General features: G+C 40.5%; 22 protein-coding genes. 17 read left to right on the plus strand and 5 right to left on the minus strand.

The window, feature by feature from the left end:
• Window positions 1-299 precede the first annotated feature (299 nt).
• The 4 genes from JMN32_RS15890 (at window position 300) to JMN32_RS15905 (ending at window position 3,857) form a co-directional block, all read left to right on the plus strand.
• Window positions 300-743 (plus strand): MarR family winged helix-turn-helix transcriptional regulator, encoded by a 444-nt coding sequence (locus tag JMN32_RS15890; protein ID WP_202857339.1) that lies wholly within the window; start codon window positions 300-302, stop codon window positions 741-743.
• Window positions 744-1,760 (plus strand): S41 family peptidase, encoded by a 1,017-nt coding sequence (locus tag JMN32_RS15895; protein WP_202857340.1) that lies wholly within the window; start codon window positions 744-746, stop codon window positions 1,758-1,760.
• A gap of 19 nt (window positions 1,761-1,779) precedes the next feature.
• Window positions 1,780-3,207 (plus strand): serine hydrolase, encoded by a 1,428-nt coding sequence (locus JMN32_RS15900; protein WP_202857341.1) that lies wholly within the window; start codon window positions 1,780-1,782, stop codon window positions 3,205-3,207.
• Between the two features lie 167 nt (window positions 3,208-3,374).
• On the plus strand, window positions 3,375-3,857 hold the full coding sequence (locus JMN32_RS15905) for a 5' nucleotidase, NT5C type (RefSeq protein WP_202857342.1): 483 nt from the start codon (window positions 3,375-3,377) through the stop codon (window positions 3,855-3,857).
• A gap of 301 nt (window positions 3,858-4,158) precedes the next feature.
• Here JMN32_RS15905 and JMN32_RS15910 read toward each other — a convergent pair whose 3' ends face one another.
• The 4 genes from JMN32_RS15910 to JMN32_RS15930 form a co-directional block, all read right to left on the minus strand.
• Window positions 4,159-4,953, minus strand: coding sequence for a Fic family protein (locus JMN32_RS15910; RefSeq protein WP_202857343.1), 795 nt, complete (start codon window positions 4,951-4,953; stop codon window positions 4,159-4,161).
• A 405-nt stretch (window positions 4,954-5,358) separates the two neighbouring features.
• On the minus strand, window positions 5,359-6,537 hold the full coding sequence (gene alr / locus JMN32_RS15920; protein WP_238354504.1) for an alanine racemase: 1,179 nt from the start codon (window positions 6,535-6,537) through the stop codon (window positions 5,359-5,361).
• Window positions 6,510-8,495: a hypothetical protein gene (locus tag JMN32_RS15925; protein WP_202857344.1), complete on the minus strand. Its 1,986-nt coding sequence runs from the start codon at window positions 8,493-8,495 to the stop codon at window positions 6,510-6,512. The genes alr and JMN32_RS15925 overlap by 28 nt, the downstream gene beginning before the upstream one ends.
• An 18-nt stretch (window positions 8,496-8,513) precedes the next feature.
• Window positions 8,514-9,734 (minus strand): ATP-grasp domain-containing protein, encoded by a 1,221-nt coding sequence (locus JMN32_RS15930; RefSeq protein ID WP_202857345.1) that lies wholly within the window; start codon window positions 9,732-9,734, stop codon window positions 8,514-8,516.
• 357 nt (window positions 9,735-10,091) lie between these two features.
• Here JMN32_RS15930 and JMN32_RS15935 point away from each other — a divergent pair, with 357 nt between their 5' ends.
• From JMN32_RS15935 to JMN32_RS15995, 13 genes are all read left to right on the plus strand, one after another.
• Window positions 10,092-10,658 (plus strand): Crp/Fnr family transcriptional regulator, encoded by a 567-nt coding sequence (locus JMN32_RS15935; RefSeq protein ID WP_202857346.1) that lies wholly within the window; start codon window positions 10,092-10,094, stop codon window positions 10,656-10,658.
• A 113-nt stretch (window positions 10,659-10,771) separates the two neighbouring features.
• On the plus strand, window positions 10,772-11,536 hold the full coding sequence (locus JMN32_RS15940; RefSeq protein WP_202857347.1) for a type 1 glutamine amidotransferase domain-containing protein: 765 nt from the start codon (window positions 10,772-10,774) through the stop codon (window positions 11,534-11,536).
• 377 nt (window positions 11,537-11,913) lie between these two features.
• Window positions 11,914-12,441, plus strand: a complete 528-nt coding sequence (locus JMN32_RS15945; RefSeq protein ID WP_202857348.1) for a hypothetical protein — start codon at window positions 11,914-11,916, stop codon at window positions 12,439-12,441.
• A 92-nt stretch (window positions 12,442-12,533) separates the two neighbouring features.
• Window positions 12,534-13,301, plus strand: coding sequence for a GNAT family N-acetyltransferase (locus tag JMN32_RS15950; protein WP_238354505.1), 768 nt, complete (start codon window positions 12,534-12,536; stop codon window positions 13,299-13,301).
• 10 nt (window positions 13,302-13,311) lie between these two features.
• Window positions 13,312-14,127, plus strand: a complete 816-nt coding sequence (locus JMN32_RS15955; RefSeq protein WP_202857349.1) for an alpha/beta hydrolase — start codon at window positions 13,312-13,314, stop codon at window positions 14,125-14,127.
• A gap of 10 nt (window positions 14,128-14,137) precedes the next feature.
• Window positions 14,138-14,590, plus strand: coding sequence for a GNAT family N-acetyltransferase (locus tag JMN32_RS15960; protein WP_202857350.1), 453 nt, complete (start codon window positions 14,138-14,140; stop codon window positions 14,588-14,590).
• A 164-nt stretch (window positions 14,591-14,754) separates the two neighbouring features.
• Window positions 14,755-14,994 (plus strand): hypothetical protein, encoded by a 240-nt coding sequence (locus JMN32_RS15965; RefSeq protein ID WP_202857351.1) that lies wholly within the window; start codon window positions 14,755-14,757, stop codon window positions 14,992-14,994.
• Window positions 14,995-15,132: 138 nt separating this feature from the next.
• Window positions 15,133-15,879 (plus strand): polyphosphate--glucose phosphotransferase, encoded by a 747-nt coding sequence (ppgK, locus tag JMN32_RS15970; RefSeq protein ID WP_202857352.1) that lies wholly within the window; start codon window positions 15,133-15,135, stop codon window positions 15,877-15,879.
• Between the two features lie 56 nt (window positions 15,880-15,935).
• Window positions 15,936-16,280 carry a 5-carboxymethyl-2-hydroxymuconate Delta-isomerase gene (locus tag JMN32_RS15975; RefSeq protein WP_202857353.1) on the plus strand — a complete coding sequence of 115 codons (345 nt, stop codon included), beginning with the start codon at window positions 15,936-15,938 and terminating at the stop codon, window positions 16,278-16,280.
• Window positions 16,281-16,330: 50 nt separating this feature from the next.
• The gene (locus tag JMN32_RS15980) at window positions 16,331-16,684 is read left to right on the plus strand and encodes an MmcQ/YjbR family DNA-binding protein (protein WP_202857354.1); all 354 of its coding nucleotides are present in this window, start codon (window positions 16,331-16,333) and stop codon (window positions 16,682-16,684) included.
• A 15-nt stretch (window positions 16,685-16,699) separates the two neighbouring features.
• On the plus strand, window positions 16,700-17,083 hold the full coding sequence (locus tag JMN32_RS15985; protein ID WP_202857355.1) for a DUF7079 family protein: 384 nt from the start codon (window positions 16,700-16,702) through the stop codon (window positions 17,081-17,083).
• 64 nt (window positions 17,084-17,147) lie between these two features.
• Window positions 17,148-17,462 carry a hypothetical protein gene (locus JMN32_RS15990; RefSeq protein ID WP_202857356.1) on the plus strand — a complete coding sequence of 105 codons (315 nt, stop codon included), beginning with the start codon at window positions 17,148-17,150 and terminating at the stop codon, window positions 17,460-17,462.
• A gap of 20 nt (window positions 17,463-17,482) precedes the next feature.
• Window positions 17,483-17,986 (plus strand): endonuclease V, encoded by a 504-nt coding sequence (locus tag JMN32_RS15995; protein ID WP_202857357.1) that lies wholly within the window; start codon window positions 17,483-17,485, stop codon window positions 17,984-17,986.
• A gap of 22 nt (window positions 17,987-18,008) precedes the next feature.
• Here JMN32_RS15995 and JMN32_RS16000 read toward each other — a convergent pair whose 3' ends face one another.
• Window positions 18,009-18,722 carry an adenylate/guanylate cyclase domain-containing protein gene (locus JMN32_RS16000; protein ID WP_202857358.1) on the minus strand — a complete coding sequence of 238 codons (714 nt, stop codon included), beginning with the start codon at window positions 18,720-18,722 and terminating at the stop codon, window positions 18,009-18,011.
• Window positions 18,723-18,776 lie beyond the last annotated feature (54 nt).

Genomic DNA, 18,776 nt, shown 5'->3' on the forward strand with positions numbered 1-18,776 from the left:
AACTTCCTGACTACTTACTCAGGAAGAGGCGCGTCATTCCAGAACGCAATGTAGCAGAGATCTGGAATCCCTAATTTCAGATCGTTGCATTATTCCCCAAGTTCAAGGGTAGGGAGCGGTCCTTATACCACTCGGGAATACCTCCATCATAATTGAAACTCTCTTATTTAGGGTAGCTGTGGTAGTGCAGGTGCTATGGCTATGGTCTGTCCTTTCAAAATTAATGTTGAATCTATTTCTGAAATTATTATTTGATATATCAAGTAATTTGATATTTTTGTTTGATATATCAAATAAATATGAAATTCAAGACTCCAACCTCAACGGTTCTTTATTCTATTGAAGAAACCATTAAAGCCTACCGCAGATTAAGCCAGAAAAACATCTCTGAGGTCATCCCGGATATTACTGTTGACCAGGCTTTAATATTGATTGTTATCAATCAGAATGATAAAACTCAGTCTGAAATAGCGGATTTGGTATTTAAGGATTATGCATCGATGACAAGAATAGTCAACCTGATGGTTTCAAAAGACTACCTGGATAAAACGGTTGATGCTGAGGATAAGCGAAAAACGAAACTGACAATTACTGAAAAAGGAAAGCGGGTTATCAAAAAGCTAAAACCCATGATCACCAAAAACAGAGAAACGGCGCTGGCAGGTGTATCAGAAGAAGAAATGCTTCAGCTATTTAACATACTACAGAAAATAACTAAAAACTGTCAATCAAACACTCATTAAATGAAACAACTAACTTTTTTATTTGTCCTAATAGCAACAACAACATTGGCTCAGGAAAAGACCTATTATAGCCAAGTAATGGATACAGTGGTAGATAAAACCATAAATTACTATATCCTCCCTGATGTAGCGAAACAGCTTAAAAATGAATTGTCGGGTATAGCAAATAATGCCTTTGATGGTCTTTCCAAAGAGCAGTTTGCCGATACAGTTACCTCAATACTTAGGGTGCAAGGTGATGATAAGCACTTTACGCTTTTGTACAGGCCAAACTTTTTAAAGCAAGCGACCTCCAAAGAAGAGCAGCAAGCGAAATTTAATGAGATCAACAGGCGATGGAATTATGGGTTTGAATCGGTTAGAAGGCTTCCCGGCAATGTGGGCTATATCAGCTATTCCGGTTTTGCGGAGTCCAATTCTTCTAATGAAACGTTAGCTGCTGCTATGAATTTTGTGGCCAATACCAACTCTTTGATCCTTGACCTTAGGGATAACCGTGGTGGTGACGAAACGATGCTGCTCCTTTTTTGCAGTTATTTCTTTGATAAGGAAATTACACTGAGTAAAAAATATAGCCGGTATGACAACAAAACGATTATTAACAAAACCCAGTCTGACGTGACGGGGCAAAAATACACTGGAAAGCCTGTTTATATTTTAACCAGTAAAAGCTCCTTTTCTGCTGCAGAAGCGATCAGCTATCACCTGAAACATAATGGAATAGCCACAATAATTGGAGAAACCACGGCAGGGGCTGCCAATCCGGTAGACATGTTTATCATCAATGACGAATTCCTGTTTTTTGTTCCGGTTGGTGAGATCACCGATTTAACAACACAAAAAAATTGGGAGCACACCGGGGTTAAACCCCACTTTAACATATCAGCCGACAAAGCTTTAGAGAAGGCTCAAGTTGTAGCGCTAGAGCATATTTTGAAAGAAAAAATAGTGACAGAGCTATCTGAAGAAGAATTAGCCAAAGAGATAGACGGTCTGAAAGAAAAATTAGAATTGTAAAACCCCATTCAATCAAAAAATGAAAAACGTACTTGTATTACTTGTTATCATCATTGCCTTTTCTTGTAAGCCTGAAAATGAGACACTCAGGGAAGATCCTAACGTAACCAAAATCGCTAATTATTTAGACTCGTTGGAGGGTTTTAGCGGTAATGTGTTAATTGCCAAAGATGATAGCATTTTGTTTGAAAAAGCTTACGGATACGCTCATTTAGGTCATCAGGTCAAAAATAATGTGGATACAAGATTTTCTTATGCATCTATTGGTAAGTCTTTTACTGCGGTGGCCATATTGCAATTGGCGCAAGCCGGGAAATTATCGTTGAGTGACCCGATCGGTAAGTTTTTTCCTGATTACCCTAATGCGTTGGCGAGAGATTCTGTCACCATAGAACTGTTGCTGACTCATAGAAGTGGGTTGCCTAACTACTTCAATTCGGAAAAATTTCTAAATGCATCAAAGGATCAATTCAGAACCCTGGAAAGTCTGTCGCCTTTATATGAAAATGAGCCTATGGAGTCGAAGCCAAATGAGCAGTTTGCCTATAGAAATACAAACTATGTTTTGTTAGGTCGAATCATAGAGGAGGTTTCGAAAATGCCGTATAAACAGTTTGTTGAAGAGAATATCTTTTCAGTAGCCCAAATGAAACATACGGGTAATTATGATACGGACCACAATATTGATAATGCTGCGGAAAATTATACGCTATCAGGCGTATACCCCAACAAGCTTCAAAAGACTGTTCTTATGAGTGCCGTTAAAGGCAGCCCTGCCGGAGGTGGTTATTCTACTTTAGGCGACCTGTTTAGATTTGCCACAGCGTTTAAAAATAATCAGTTGCTAAACGAAGAGTATACTACTATGATGAAGGCGGAGCCCTCAAAAGGTTGGTATGGCTACGGAATGCAGTTTGCCGGAGCAGCAGGCTCAGGTATTTATGGGCATAGTGGGGGGCATTTTGGAGTAGGCGCTGAGTGGCGCATTTTTGGAAAACAAAATTATACTGTTATCCTCCTGACCAATCAGGACCTTGATCAGGGATTTCTGGATGCCCGATTTTTTATAGAAAAGACCATTTCCGGCTCTACCCCCAAGCTGGATAGCTATTTCTTTACCAAAGAAGTGGTGAATGCCTGTTTAGATAGTGGTATCGAGCATGCCGAAAAGCTTATTGCGGATTCTGAAATTGAATTGTCAGAAATAGACCTTAATGCAAAAGGGTATGAAATGATTAAAAGAGGCCTATACAAAGAGGCAATAGACATTTTCAAACTCGAAGTTTTGGCATTTCCGAACTCTTATGATGCTTACGATTCTTTTGGTGAAGCGTATATGATGAACGGTGATACCGAAGAGGCCATTGCCATGTATAAGAAAAGCTTAGCGTTAAACCCTAAGAATGACAATGCGAAGGAAAAAATAAAGGAATTGCAGGAGAGTTAATCAGGGTAAATGAGATTCTGATATTTTTATCAATGCAGTAGGAATTTCATCAAAGAAAATATTCAGAATCCCCAACTTAGAGCATTAGCTGAGCTGATGATGCTACCCCTTGTCGTTTGTTAAATAACGTTATATTAGAAGCGCAAAAGATATGTAGCAGATAAAAGATGAAGAAAAAGATTATATACATAGACATGGATGATGTTATTTGTGATTTTATCCAAGCTTATAATAAAGAGAGAGAAGAAAAGCCTCATATCAAATACCCTCAAAGCCAGGAGGGCTTCTTTTTAAACCTTCAACCCATACCTCAAAGCATTGAAGTGATCAATAAATTGAGGTCATTAGATTTTTTTGATGTTTATATATTAACCGCACCCTCGGTAAAAAATCCGTTATGCTACACCGAAAAGCGACTATGGATTGAAAGAAATTTTGACCTTGAAATGGCTGAGAAGTTGATTATTTCTCCGAATAAAGGTCTTAATAAAGGGGATTACCTTATCGATGACAATATCCACGGCAAAGGGCAGGAACATTTTGAAGGTGAGATAATTCATTTTGGAAATGAGAAAGTTAAAAGCTGGAGTGACGTTTGGAGTTTTTTCAGTGCCAGGTATGGTATAGGTGAAACGTTGGCGGGGCAGTAGTCTTTTGGTGAGAGTTAACCTGAAAATAACTACGTCATTCCGGAATTTTCGCAGAGCAACGGAGAAAATATTCGGAACCCCCAACTTAAGAGTACTACCTAAACGGATGATTATATGATATATACCTGCGTACTAATTCTCCCTTGAGGGAGATGCCGCAGGCAGAGGGTGTTTCTATCTGTAATTGTGAGATTCGTGATACTTTCTTTAAATACAGCAATGAAACCACTTTTGATTAAGGAAATTCAGGAATGGTACATTGATTGGTTTGTCTCTTAGTCAATTTAAATGTTGGCATTAATTATTCCCGAACTTTCTCTTCCAGGTAATTCGCCATTCCAGTAGCTAAAAATTCTATTAAGGGCATATCCGATTTACTAGTTTCGCATTCTACAATTCGACTGATATATTCAAACCTATCCTCGTCTGAGGTTATTTTAACAAAAATAGGTGGACAATCATTTTTCATTAAAATTGTTCCCATGATAATTCTGCAAACCCTACCGTTTCCGTCAGCAAAAGGATGTATTTCATTAAGAAATTTATTATGAAAATATACCAGGGCAGTAATTAAATGACTGTCATCTTTAGAATTATCAATAGCTTCAAATTTTGTTCTGAATATTTCTAGATATGAAGCCATCACAATATCCAAATTGTAATGAGGAACATATTCTTTATTAGGGAAAAATGGTTCTCTGTAGCCAATAGTTGGTACGTTACGAAAATTACCGACCAAATGCGGTTTAAAATCCACTTCCCATGACAATTCACTATTCATTAGATCTCTATGGATTGCCTTAATTGAATCTTCCGTCAATTCAAATTCTTCATACCTGTTGATAACGGACAATAAAACTTCTTTATGGTTGGATACATCTAATAAACTCTTCATTTTTCCCTTCTTGACCAATTGGTCATTCAAGAATTTTATAGTATCACCGTATTGTAATTTTTCATCTTCTATTCTGGCAGAATAAAATGAATAATCATTAACAAGATTGTTTTTGAAATCATCAGACCAATCAGGTCTTGGAAATTTATCTTGAAATAATTTTAGGGCTGAGTTAAACCGTTTGAGACATTCGGAGAGCATTAATATTATTCGTTATATGTTAGGAATACATAACGAATCCACTCTTTGATGTCGTGAGGATAGACAAAAAGAGAATTGTTTTCTTTAACTAAAGTTTTTCCAAAGAAGAACTTATCAAAATCTGATTTAAATGAATTAGGAATCTTATCAACAGGAACCAAATCTTTGGAAAAAGACAGTTCCTTTAATATCGATATATCTGTTCTACTTATTAACACTATTCCTAATCCTTAATTATCACAAAAGTAATGATAAGTTATGAATTCTAAATAAGAATAAAAACTTATCCTGATCGTGAAAAATAGCTTGTTTTGTATTAAACAAAATTTAACAGGCTTTCAATAACGCTAGTTATATATGAAAAGTTTGTGGGAATGGCACTGAATTTTTTTGAAACAAACAACCCTACGGCACCGCCTTCCTCGGAATGGCAGCAGGCAACCTGCTCAGCATCTCGTTATTTAGCAATTGTGTAGTATCCGTAAATGAGCTTACGTTGATCACGTTATTCTTTTGCCTGCCCACCAGTACTACCTCATCACCGATCTTTACATCCGGAATGTGGGAGATATTGACCATAAACAGGTTCATGTTGATCAGGCCTACAATGGGGGCTTTTTTGCCTTTGATCAGTACCTGTCCGCGATTAGATAAAGCCCTGGGGTATCCGTTGGAGTAGCCAAGAGGGAGTACGGCAATTCTGATATCCTGCACAGCTTGAAAAGCAGTGCCGTAACCTACAAATTCACCTGCTTTTACTGTTCTAAGATCCATGACGTCTGTTTTCCAGGTAATGATCCTTCTGAGACCATTCTCAGTCGTTTTATTTGTTTGTTGCAAATGCAGGTATCTGATGTCAGGGCTTGGCCAGAACCCATATTGGGCCACACCGACCCTGACCATGTCAAAGCGGGTTTCTTCAAAAGCCAGAGCAGCTGCTGAGCTGGCTATATGCCTGAGATGAGGCATATAATCCATGGCTTTACACTCTTCAAGAAAGGCTTTGTAGCGCTCGATCTGAGTGTCTATTTTAAATTTATTAGCTAACGTTTCTGCGCCTCCTAAATGCGTGCAAAGTCCTTCAAACTGTATGAACTCCTGATTATCTTTTAAGAATTTTAATGCATTAGAAAAGTCTTCCGCATTAAGCCCTGTCCGGTTGGCCCCGGTTTCTACTTCCAGGTGAACGATAGCCTTTTTGTTGAGGTCTTTAACCGCCTCTATTACGCTTTCGAGGCGTTCATAATTGAATACATAAAATTCAATCCCATGCTCAATGGCCCATGGGATGTCTTCTTTATACAGGATACCCATGATCATGATCCGTGTATCTTTGGAGCAAACCTCCAGTACCTCTTCAGCTTCAAACGATGAAGCTACGGAGAAGTGGTTGATGCCACATTTTTCTGCCATAGGTACAAACTCATGAATACCATGGCCATAGGCATTGGCTTTTACTACTGAGGAGATGATAACATTTTTGCCAACCTTCTTCCTGATAAAATTAAAGTTGGTTTTTAAAGCCGATTGGCTCAGGTTGATACGTGATGAATGTCTTACCATTGTTTTTTTAATTCGCTCCATATATAAGATTTTCCCCAGCTCCCCCGCGCAAGTTTTTCTACTTTTTCAATTTCTTCGTTGGGTACACTGTCGAGGTGAGCCATGGTCTCAAGGCTGTTGAAGTGGAAAGCATAAACACGGGCTGCAAACTGTTGGAAGGGTAGCGAAGACACACCGTGCTTTTCTCCATGTCCGTAAACAGAGGGTTTAATGCCCTGACCCCAGTCCTGACGCCCTTCGTTATTAGGGTTGAGAAAGTATGCCCGCATGACACCGTCATCATCTTTGCCCACATGCAGTAAAGATACCGCGTGGAAGCCGATCATGGCACCAGCCCTTGAAGTAACAAAAATTCCCAGCGGATTAGGGTAGACAATCTCCCTGCCTCCATTATACTCCGGGTGAAGGGCAGCATAAAAGAGCCTGACGAAGCCTTTGAAATCCTGAATAGCGTTTGTCAGATAACTATAAGCAGAAGCAAAGCCGATTTGTATCCAATGCCCGTAAAGTGCAGGGTTTACCCATTTGTGAGGGTCCTCACCTCTGCCAGAAGCCAATCGCATCATTTCATTATAGATCTTGTCGAGATGAGGAACCAGCACTGCCGATACCGCGTCAAGGTTATAGTCGAGCTTATCTACCAGGCCTTTGGTCAGTTTGTTAGATTCAAGGTCTATATTTTCAAACCTTAAAATGAGGTTGTTTTGAGCCGCCACCGTGATGATCATATTAATAAGCTTGGCCGGTGAATGCTGGCTCCACATGCTTATGCCTCTTGCTGACTGACAGGTAGAGTTATTACCCTGCCCAATCCCCAGAGGTTGCCCCAGAACCCTCAAAGTTGCCGCTAGCAGGTATTGTTTGGCGGTCACCGTTTTTCGTGGCTTGGTTTGGCATTTTAATATTCTTTTTTCAACCTGTGAGTTAATGCTGATCATACGCAGGTTGTTCAGACTTGCCTTGACAGCATTTCTGGAAAGCAGACTTTTTTCCAGAACACGTGCCAGACCATAAATGCATTGGAAGCTATCAATACTGACTACTTCGCCAATCAGTTTGATGACCAGCTCTTTGTGTTTACTCCATTCTGCCTGCCCTCTTTTGTTTAACAAAAGAGCTTTAGGAATCAGGTCTGGCTGTACTTCTGTCAAGTGTAGCAGCATAGCGCTGGTAAACGGTGTTACCAGTCCCGTTGCCCTCATGGGGGCGGCCAGTTTTTCGGCTTCTTCAAGCAATTCCAAATCATTCAACTGCTTTAGAGCTTCGGCGTAGCCTTCTGGATCAGCATGCTGTCTGGAAAGTGACGTAGGCGAGTTTACAGCATGAACATAGTAGAGCAATTGTTTATCAGCCTCATCCTCGGGGTTAAGCTCCATTTTACAGCTAACCATATGGATGATCTCCCGGGCTTTACGTGTTACCACTGGTCGCTGCTCGCAGATCAACTGTATTTCCTCAGACAGTTTATCTTTGATGCCTTGCAAGCCGGTTTCCTTTACTAGAAAGCTGAACAGGTTATAAACCCGCTTGACCTCCTGCGGATTCATAATGGTCCGCGTTTCTTCGGTTAGCTCCTGAAAGGCAAATTCCAGGTTGTGAACCAATACCTCTTCGAGATATGCGCCTGCATCCTCCTTGGATATTTCAGGCTCAGTATCAGCTTTACTGTGAGCAAGCATGCGCAGCTCACTCATTATTTCGTAAGTAGCCGTTGGGCTACCTGCTGTAAGGGTGCCCTTTACCAGTACTGGAGCGAGCTTTTCCGGGTCGTGCCATGCAGTATCTGCGAAAAAGCCGGCAGACTCTATTTCCAGACTTTTATTATACAGATGCTTTAGCCCCTCCCGGGTCTTGCTCAGTATATCTATCTGGCTGATGAGCTTTTGAGCTTTCTCTTTTTTTGTAAGCTCACTGGCTGATTTAAATTCTTCAAAACACTCATTAAAATTATCGTATCCTCTTTTCAGCGTTGTGGTCATATATTAATAAAAGCTCCTTTAAACGTAGAAATCTACGTTTTCATAATGTTGTAATAATTCAGTCATCCTGTCCGGGTCCTCGCCTTTAAAATTAACTGTGCCGAAATGGTTTCCAAAACCTTCGCGTGAGTTGATCTTTTGTGTTGATAATGGAGGCACCAGCGTATGGTTCAGAAAATAGGGTTCCTCATTCAGTTCATCCGGTATTTCAAGCTTTTCGATTATATTTTTGTGAGGGTAGATCATCACATTTCCAAAGTGGTTTTTGGGTTCAAATTCTTGAGATGGAAATAGCGCATTCACTTCTTCATCTGTTAAAGAAGGGTCATGACACATAACAAATGCTGCTAATGCATCAAACTCATAGGCTTTGGAAGCTAATTCCAGGATGTGTCCGCCAGGGATTCTACAAGCCACTTCTCCGAAGCCCAGTTCATCATTTTCTGTTAAGAACCATTCAGGGTGTATCATGCCATATTCAATGCCAAATATATCAACGAGTTGCTGCACTTTCTCGTGGATCAATGGACGTTTGGAGGCAAGGTAATGTCCTTCTGGCACAAAATTGGAGTAGCCTAATTTTACATATTCCGTGATATTGAGGAATCTGACCTTTCCTCCATGTACAAAAGCTTCACACGAAAACTCTCTTCCTGACAGGTGGCTTTCGGCCAGGCAAGGGAAGTCGCTGTCTTCCACTTTCTCATCAATGTCTTTAAATGAGCGCAAAAGGCGGTGGCCTACGGTACCTGCTGAAGCAAACGGTTTGATGTGAACCCAGCTATCAGCTTCATTGGCTACCTGCAAGTTGGCCTCATTAAGCCTTTTCATAAATTGCTTAACCTGCTCGCGGTTATATACTTCTTCAAACAGCCCTACTCGAAGACCTCCAATGAGTGCTTTACGCTTCATCATAGCCTTGTTTCGGAATAAAAAAGCACGGTTAAGCACGCGTGGATCATCGCGATAAATGGAGTTAAGGGCTCCTGCCCATTCTACTGTTTCTTCAAACAGAGGAACAGCAACATCTACATTATAAGGTTTGAGTTTTTCAGCAAGGTCAAGCGAGTTGGAAGTGTCACTCCACTCGTCAAACGTGTAGGCCACGAAAGGAATGTTGTTTTCCTTTGCGTAGGGCTCAAAATCGCTAAAAGATACTACTACAAATGGTTTGTTGAGTTTTTGCATGCTTTCAATGACGGGTAAACTCCAACCCATTAGAGCAAAACATTGCGCCATAATTACTTGGGGTTTATTTTACAAATGTTGAACACCGTTACGGTGCTGTGAATTAGATATTTATTCAGATGAGAGCTATATATTTAGCTCTCCATTGGACGTTTGGCGTCTGCCAATTGTATCATGTTAACGTTAATCTAGCGGTTTTGTTTATGAAATTCCACAGTTTTTGGAGATAAGCGTGAGAGTCGGTGAGTAGTTTTCTGTGTAATAGTGGTTGGTATGTGGTTTCGGGTTGACGCGGAGTCCTTATAAATCAGGAGATTGATTCGTTGCACCTCTTGGCAAAGGTGGTGCTAATCAAAGTTTCCCGCTGAAAACAATTCAAATCTTTTACCTTTACATGCTCAACAAAACATGGAAGAAAAACTTAACCTCCTTCGCATACACATCGAGAAAATGGCTAAGCTTACTGATGATGAGTGGGCGTATGTGTCTTCTCACTTCAAGTACAGAGCTTTCAAAAAGCATCAATACCTTGTTCAGATTGGGCAGCCTGTGCCCTCGGAGTTTTGGATCGTCAAAGGTCTGGTGAAGTCATTTGCAGTGGATAGCGATGGCAAAGAGCATATCCTTCAGTTTGGCATGGAAGACTATTGGGTGAGTGATTATAATGCTTATCAAAATAAAGTTAGTGCCACGCTACATGTCGATTGTATTGAGAACTCTGAGTTTTTCAGTATTAGTATTGATGATAAGGAAAAACTGTGTCGTGAGATCAAAGCAATGGCTAACTTTTCTCGCCTGAAAACTACTCACGGTTTTATTGCCCTACAACAGAGGGTAATGTCGCACCTGATCAGCAGTGCAGAGGAGCGCTATAATAGCCTTCTTTCCAATCAGCCGGGATTGGTACAGCGTGTGCCGAAAAAGCTGTTAGCTTCCTACCTGGGGGTTAGCCGGGAAACTTTGAGCCGGTTCTGATACTACTCCGTTGGAGTGATATTCATCACATCATAATAGTGACTTACTTCCTTGTGGAACATTCCTTCCTTGCAGACTTTTGCCTTGAACTAAATCTATAAAACCAAAAGAAAATGAAGAGAGTATTAAATGCAATTTTATTGGTGTTGGCAGCCGTTGTATTAGGGCATGCACAAAAAGTATCTGGAGATATAAAAGGTACACCAAGGGTATTGATGGTACTTAGTAGTCATGGAGAACTTGGAAATACCGGCAAGGAAACTGGTTTTTATCTGAGTGAGGCCACCCATGCTTATGAAGTATTTAAAGATAGGGGGTTTGTTATTGATGTGGTAAGTCCTGAAGGTGGAAAGGCACCCGTAGATGGTTTTGATCTGAAAGATTCTGTCAATAAAAAATTCTGGAACGATAAGGAGTTTAGACACAAAGTAGAAAATACGCTTACTCCAGATGAGGTTAAGGCTGGTGACTATGATGCTATTTATTATGCTGGCGGTCATGGAACCATGTGGGATTTTCCTGAAAATGAGAAATTAGCTCAAATAGCTGCTGACATTTATGAAAACAATGGTGTGGTGAGTGCAGTGTGTCATGGTCCGATAGCTTTAGTCAATATTAAGCTTTCTAATGGTGAGTATCTTGTTCATGGAAAAACTGTTAGTGTATTTACTAATGAAGAAGAAAGTGCTATACAGCTTACAGAGGTGGTTCCTTATTTGTTGGAGGAGAAAATGAAGGAGCGAGGTGTGACTGTTGAGAAAGCCGGTATGTGGCAGGAAAAAGTGTCTGTTGACAACAGGTTGGTGACCGGTCAGAACCCAGCATCTGCTCATAAAGTAGCTGCTGAGGTAGTACAGTTGGTGAACAGTGTGCGGTAACTGGTAATCCGTGAGCCGGGTTTGGTGTCGTTTCCGGTAAACTAGGAGTCTCTGATGTTTGGTAGTCAGTAACTTAGTGGATAGGTATTCGGCAAAAAACAAGTGCAGTTCACTGCGATAAGAGAGGAGCATCCTGTACTTCTAAAACGGGGAGATTGCTTCGTTGTGCCTCATAGCAAAGCCGACGTTAGTCAAAAAAATCAAACTGTAAACTGTTGATATTCAGTTATTAAAGTAATTTAAAGAATAAAAAATAATCTTTTGTTAAGTTTTGATCTATTAAAACATAAAATTACTTTAATATAAATTACGATCTATTCCTTTAAATTCGCTTTAGTTATTGAAAAATTTTTAACCAATTAAAACCAACTAAAACGATGAAGAAATTATCTGTTTACCTGGTATGTGCTTTTGCATTTTACTTTACTGCATGTGAGGATACCAACGATGCCAACCCTCAACCAGAGGTGAAAACCGAAAATGAGGAGGTATCCAAGGGAGATGCCAGTAGCAGGGTGGCCCAAAATTCTGCTGTACCTCAGGAAGTGGTAGATCTTGCAAAAAATGTATACGGCAGCAATACATTACCAGCTTTAACTGTAGCGTTTACCTATTCCAGAGGTGACTCTAATATTAATCTTGAAGATGGGTGGTCATTTTATGTATATGATACTCCTGAAAGCGGATGTGTTTTAGGAAATGGTGACGGACGCTATTATCCAGGTTATCTGATCACCGAAGAGGGCTTTGCTTTTGTTGAAGCAGAGGACATGTGTGGCTATGGAACTTATAATGTAGATAATAGACAAGGTGGCTGGTTTGACTATGTGTGTGGTCCTTCTGGTTTCAGTTTTGACTACAATGGTGAGCCTGTTTTTGTACTGGTGAGATTATGGTGTGAGTAAAACCTAAGCTACTCAGTGGCAAATAGTGCCCATGACTGACCCGTCATGGGCACTATTTTTTAGTTATTTTTGGCCTAAAATATAGAGATTCAATGATAACCGATATAGATCATAATTTTGGGCTTCATGCATGCACCATACCCGCGAGTTCAGAGGCTATGAAGGTAAACCGTATGAACTGTTTGAGCTATGTGGATAGCGGGCTGTCATGTGATACATTTAACATTATCCATCTTTTCGATGGAAACAAATTTGTAGAAAAAGAGCTTTTGGACGCTGTTGACTATTTCAGGCAACAGAACCTTGACTTTTGCCTGTGGGTAAGTAAGAAGAATTTAACTACGGAGGTAAAAGCCTGCTTTGAAAAACTGGGGCTGAGTGTTCAGGGCGAAGAAGTTGGTATGGCTCTGGACCTTGAAAACTATGAGCCCGTTACAAAGGGCGAACACAACAATATATTAGAAGTAAATAGAGAGGAGTATTTGAGCCAGTATGCAGGGGTAATAGCCAGAAACTGGACTCCCGCTGATGAGAATGTGATGAAATATTACGAAACAACAGCTGCTCAGTATCTTGATAAGAGTAGAGGGATCGTTTTTTTTCTTTACCAGCAAGATGGACTGCCGGTGGCAGGAGTGGAGTTGTTCCCTACTGATGATAAGACGATAGGTCTATATGGTCTGGCTACTCTGGAAGCTTATAGAGGGAAGGGTATTGGCTTTGCTTTAATGACTAACGCACTTAATATGGCTAAATCATCGGGCTTCAAGCAAGTGATATTGCAAGCTTCCGAAGATGGTATAGGCATATATAAAAGACTTGGCTTTCAGGAATTGACTAATTATTTTGAATATTCATAATCTGTGGTAAATGAAAAAAGTGCTATTTCTGGTATTAGCCCTAACAGGGCATTTGGCTTTGGCTCGTGATGTAGATACGCTTGTGGTCATGAGCAACTCAATGCATAAGGAGGTGAAGAACGTTGTTATTACACCGGCCGACTATAGTCAAACAGAAAAGCCTTACCCTGTGGTGTATATACTCCATGGCGCTACAGATGATTACCGATTTTGGCCCGAGTATGTTCCTGAAGTGCATGAGTTTGCCGATAGGTACCGGATGATCCTCGTATTTCCGGACGGGGCTAAAACGAGTTGGTATTTTGATAGTCCCATAGACAGTACGTTTAAATACGAAACCTATGTATCAAAGGAGTTGGTGAACAGCGTAGACCAAAACTATAATACCATAGAAAATAGAACCGGACGGGCTATAACAGGCTTGAGTATGGGCGGGCATGGTGCTTTTTATTTGGCTTTTAGGCATCCTGATATTTGGGGTGCGGCTGGCAGTACCAGTGGAGGAATGGATTTCAGGCCCTTTCCTGATCGATGGGATATTGCCAAAAGACTCGGATCCTTTGATCAGTATCCTGAAAACTGGGAAAGAAATACCGTTATCAATATGGTGCCACTCATTGATAAGAGTAGTTTGACATTGATCTTTGATTGTGGGACGGATGACTTTTTCTATGAGGGAAATAAGGCTCTGCACGAAAAGCTTCTGAATAGAAATATCCCTCATACTTATATAGAAAATCCGGGAGGCCACGCATTAGACTACTGGCTGAAGTCCATCAAATACCACATGATCTTCTTTGAGGATTATTTTGCTGAATCTAAATAAGTTATCTGAAATGCACCATACTAACATTAGACCCTACAAAGACACTGATAAAGAGGAACTGATCAAACTGATGAGACTCAACACACCGCAGTATTTTGATCCTTCGGAGGAAAGTGAATTTGCCAGTTATCTGGAGAATGAGCTGGAAAGTTACTATGTAGTGGAAGAAAATGGTGAAATAGTTGGCTGTGGAGGTATCAATTATTTTCCTGATGAACATACAGCTCGGATTTCATGGGATATGATTCACCCTGAATCGCAAGGTAAGGGAATCGGTAAAAAGCTTGCCCTGTTTAGAATTGATGAGATTAAAAGGAATGAGAATATAAAGAAGATCGTGGTACGGACCACTCAACTGGTTTATCCGTTCTATCAAAAGGCAGGGTTTGCATTGGAGAAAACGGAGAAGGATTTTTGGGCTCCAGGCTATGACCTTTACCAAATGAAAATAGAACTGAATTAACCAAACGCTTAAAAATTTTGACCATGGCATAGATGCTAATTTGTTGAGGTCGAGGCTTGAAAGTAAAGACATACCTTGCTTTCTCTTTGATGACAATAGGGTGTAACTAAATCCACTATACAATATCCCTCTGGGGCACTAAGCTTAAAATAAGAGAGAGTGATGTGCAAAAAGCACTACAAATTATTGGGGGGGTAGAGGCGAACTCATTTACTGATATGGATGATCAACAGGTACGATGCCCCAACTGCGACTTCACCGAGTTCTATTCAGGTTTCAAATGCAAGAGAGGTTTGAAGGGCATTTTGATAGCTATAATTTCTCTACTACTTTTTGTATTCCCATTTTACTATAAGGCGGTATATAATGCAGGCCATGAGGTGCTGATTTTCAAACAAAAATGAAGTGGTGAAAGGGTGCAGGCCTGATCTATTGCCTTGACCATACCACTAGCCAAGGCCGTTTTATAGAGAATATTTATCGAGATCTTTAGACTATCTCCATCAATCTTTTTAGATTGATCCCCTAAACGCAAGGCCATTATGGATGTACTTGGTATTGATATCGGAGGCTCCGGAATAAAAGGGGCAATCGTAGACACAAAGCAGGGAAAGCTTATTTCTGAGCGGTTTCGCGTTGATACACCTCAGCCAGCCACCCCTGAAGCCATTGCTGAAGTGATCAGACAGATCAGAGATCACTTCAACTGGCAGGATGACATTGGGTGTGCTTTCCCCTCAGTAGTAATTGAAGGAAGAGCCAAGTACAGTTCTAATTTGGATCCGGCTTGGAAAGGTGTGCAGATTGATGACTTGTTTAGCGAGTATTGCGAAGATCTCAGGTTTGAAATTATCAATGATGCTGATGCTGCCGGTATAGCAGAAATGCGATTTGGAGCTGGCAGGCATAAGTCTGGATTGGTTGTGATCATAACCGTAGGTACAGGTCTTGGTAGTGGTGTGTTTTATGATGGGCAACTTATCCCCAATACTGAGCTGGGAAGAATGTTGGGAAATGATGGTAAACCCGTGGAGCAGTATGCTGCTGACTCAGCCAGAAAGAGAGAAGAGCTGGAGTTTGATGAGTGGGGTAAACGGTTTGATTTCTTTTTAAAGTATGTGGACCGGATACTTTCACCTGATTACCTGATTATTGGAGGTGGAGCAAGCAAGAAGATCCATAAGTTTAGAAAACAACTCAAGATAAAAGTATCATACGCCGTATCCGAAAAACTCAACAATGCGGGTATCATTGGTGCTGCTGTCAATGCCGCTGAGCATCATAAATAATGTTTTCCTCGTTCTTTTTGGTAGCTTTAGTGAGTTATTAATAAAAACATCATACCATGCCTCATTTTGTAATTGACTGTTCAGAAAGTGTCATCATGCGGAAAACACCTGAAGAGATTATGAAAGCTGTATTTGAAACGGCAGAGTCGACGAAGCTATTCAAAACAGTAGATATAAAAGTCAGGATCAACCCTTTTAAGTATTACAATACAGCTAATACCCAGGACGATTTTTTGCACATATTTGCTAATATCATGGAGGGACGTAATATAGAACAGAAGAGTGATCTTTCGAAAAGAATTGTGGGTAAGTTGAAGGAGATGTTTCCTGAGGTGCCTGTTATCTCTATGAATATTCGAGACTTTGAAAAGGCGAGTTATTGCAATAAATCGATGGTTTGAATAGGGCTTATTACAGACCAGGAAAATGACACTTGTGCTAACATGATAATATGAATATAGAAGAATATAGAAACCGCTGCTTAGCCAAACCCGGAGTAACAGAGTCATTTCCATTTCCTTCTATCCCTGATTGTTTGGTTTTCAAGGTATGTGGTAAAATGTTTACGGCAACTGATGTAAATACCTTCGCCAGCATTTCTGTAAAGTGTGATCCTGAAAAAGTAGATGAACTGAGGGCGACATATCCTGCTGTGGCAGAACCTTCATATATGAGTAAGCGACATTGGAACCTTATTATGATGGATGGCACTATACCAGACCATTTGCTATTTCAGTGGATAGATGATTCTTACCAACTGGTAGTGGCAAAACTAACGGCAAAGGCGCGTAATTCCCTGGTTTAATCTGTTGATTCAGTCATGAGTATTATTGATGACCGGCTTCCGATATGGGTTGCACTCTCTGAGTTCTATCTGGATACGGAGCTTCAGGAGCAGGATTATCATTTTATTTACAAGCAGATGAAGGACTCTGGAAAGTCTATAAAGGAGCTAAAAGAAATAGATAAGTATGAGGTATTTCCTGCCTTGCAGTCCAACCTGAACAGTGTAATAGGAGAGTGGGCAGGTTTTGATGAGCAGTGGCTGGAAAAAGTATGTACCGATAATTACAGAAAACGGAAAAATCCCATATTCAGGTTAGTAGTAAGCATACGAAACAAGCAGTATTACTGGATGAGGAGGGAACACTGGAAGGTTATCGAGTCGATGTTTTTGGAGGGATCACCAGTTGATCAGTCGTAGTATTTATCATACTTTTCCTATTTTTAGTTTATTCTTATTAAATATCAATTTAATCTATACTGTCATGAAAGTCGATAAGTTTACAAAAGTAGTATTAACAGTGATAGCTGTTAACCTGTCCATCCTGACTCTTAAGGAGTTGAGTGTAATCCCAGAGGCCCGGGCCGATGAGTTAAAAGAACCAGTGGAATTGGTAGAAACACAAAAATATGGTTTGGTGCCTGTCAATGAAGATGGTTCCATCACAGTCAGGTTAGGTGATCGGGTTGATGTTAACCTGGTAGATATCAATACGTCTGATAAACTGAATATACACCTTAAGTCTTCTGATTCGTACTCTTTGAGAAATGCGGGACCATTGGAAGTGAGAACAGACTGATCCTGAAAGAGCAGAACCGGATGATCTTAGCTTTTGATACTTATTACAGGGGAGATAGTGCCAAAACCGTTGCAGTTGCTTTTGAGCATTGGGGTGCCCAGGAACCTTCCAAAATATATCATGAATTTATCAAGGGAGTGAAGGAATATGAGCCTGGGCAATTTTATAAGCGAGAGCTTCCCTGTATCTTAAGTTTATTTCAAAAGATTGATATAAAGCAGTTAGAAGCCATAGTAGTGGATGGATATGTAGTGCTTAATGATTCCGGTAAACCAGGGTTGGGAGGTCACTTGTACGAAAGGCTGGATGGTGAATTCCCGGTTATAGGAGTGGCAAAGTCCAATTTCGCAAAGCTACAAACCAACAAAATGGAGGTTTGCAGAGGGAAAAGTCTTAATCCGCTATATATCACCAGCAAAGGAATAGCACTAATAAAAGCGGCAGACCATATAAGAGGCATGCACGGAGATTTTCGAATGCCTGCTTTACTGAAAGTACTGGATCAGGAAACCAGAAAGGAATAAAAGGTAGTCTTCTTGCTGGTAATTAATTGCCATTATAGGACTTTCCCAGAAGATGTATTCTGAATGGTCCGGCGACACCTTTCAGGCTTATTTCTGCTGTAGGCTGACCTGTAGGAGGGTCGTTTAGCATCTCAAACGCAGAGGCTGAGATAATGAGGCTATTGTTCAACTCTTTAGTAGCAGCTTCCAGTCTGGCAGCAATATTTACTGGGTAGCCCATCACAATCAGGTGGTCTTTTCCGTTCAGGTGGATGGTGCCGGTAGCCACTCTGCCAGCGTGAAGACCTATTCCTACATCTATACGGTGGTTGAGTTTTTTTATAAATACATTTTCATTAAGCCCTTCAAGACTTTCCAGAATTGCTTTCCCTGCCTTTATGGCTGATGCTACAGCACTTTTTACGGGACGGTCAAAGCCAAAAGCGGCATAAAACCCATCACCGGAGGTCTCTATAATCTGTCCGTGGTTGGAGCGAATGATCGTTTGAAAGGTAGAGAATAATTTTCTTATAATATAGATCACGTCATGTGCCATGTGTTTCTCTACAAGTGGAGTGAAATTGCGGATGTCCAGAAAGAACAATGCCATTTCCCGTTCTTCTTCCTTGTCCTGAGTCCACAGGTCTCTTTGGTAGGTGTCTTGTGCTGATGACCTATGACTCTTTTTTAATCTTCTTTTAAAGTCAAGCTGTAACGATTGTGAGATGCTGGGGGTAAATAAACTTAGTTGTTTCATCACTTGGTTAGTTTAGTTTTAGAGCGCTGATTTCCTGTTTTTATAAAAGTATGG

Source organism: Fulvivirga marina (assembly GCF_016775155.1).
Lineage (GTDB): Bacteria > Bacteroidota > Bacteroidia > Cytophagales > Cyclobacteriaceae > Fulvivirga > Fulvivirga marina.